The following is a 614-nucleotide window of genomic DNA, read 5'->3' on the forward strand; positions in this document are numbered from 1 at the left end:
CTACCGTCTAGGAAACTGGGGTCTATTCAAATTTTACTTTCATCTCTATTGCTGTCAATTGGCGATGTTGCAGGGACCAGTGGCTTTATTCTCAACTCCCCGACGACAAATATTCAACTTGAAACCGGTCAATTACCTATCCGGGGTACGGTGACCTACCTATGAGTCGCTATTCTGTGAGTGAATATACTGCGGCGCTGCAAGCGCTGATGCCGGGGGGCTTAGTTTGGCCCAAAATATCAGGTAGGGTTCAAACCAGCACGCTACGTGCATTAGCAAGATCCTATCAACGCAGTGATGAAGATGCCCGCAATCTGCTCGATGCGGCTTTTCCCTCAACGGCCACCGCCATGCTGCCTGAGTGGGAGGCAACGCTGGGGTTACCTGATTTGTGTGCCATTAGTGAGATTGACAGCATTGCCCAGCGCCAGCGGGCAGTTGTGTCGAAACTGTTTGGCATTGGCGGCCAGTCCGTTGAGTATTTTATTCGAGTGGCTGCGGCACTGGGTTACACCATCTCAATAACCCAATACAGACAAGCATGCGCGGGAATGTCTGTTTGCGGTGACGCTCTAAACGGTGAGGAATGGCCGTTTACCTGGATGATAACCGCA

General features: G+C 51.3%; 1 protein-coding gene and 1 pseudogene. Both read left to right on the forward strand.

Annotation, left to right across the window (positions count from 1 at the left end):
* A pseudogene (locus tag AEP37_RS27520) lies at window positions 1-165 on the forward strand (baseplate J/gp47 family protein); the annotation flags it as partial.
* A partial coding sequence (locus AEP37_RS23975) for a YmfQ family protein (RefSeq protein ID WP_049615686.1) occupies window positions 162-614 on the forward strand: 453 nt, incomplete at its 3' end. The pseudogene AEP37_RS27520 and the gene AEP37_RS23975, both read left to right, overlap by 4 nt.

This window comes from Yersinia pekkanenii (genome assembly GCF_001152565.1).
Classification (GTDB): Bacteria; Pseudomonadota; Gammaproteobacteria; order Enterobacterales; family Enterobacteriaceae; genus Yersinia; species Yersinia pekkanenii.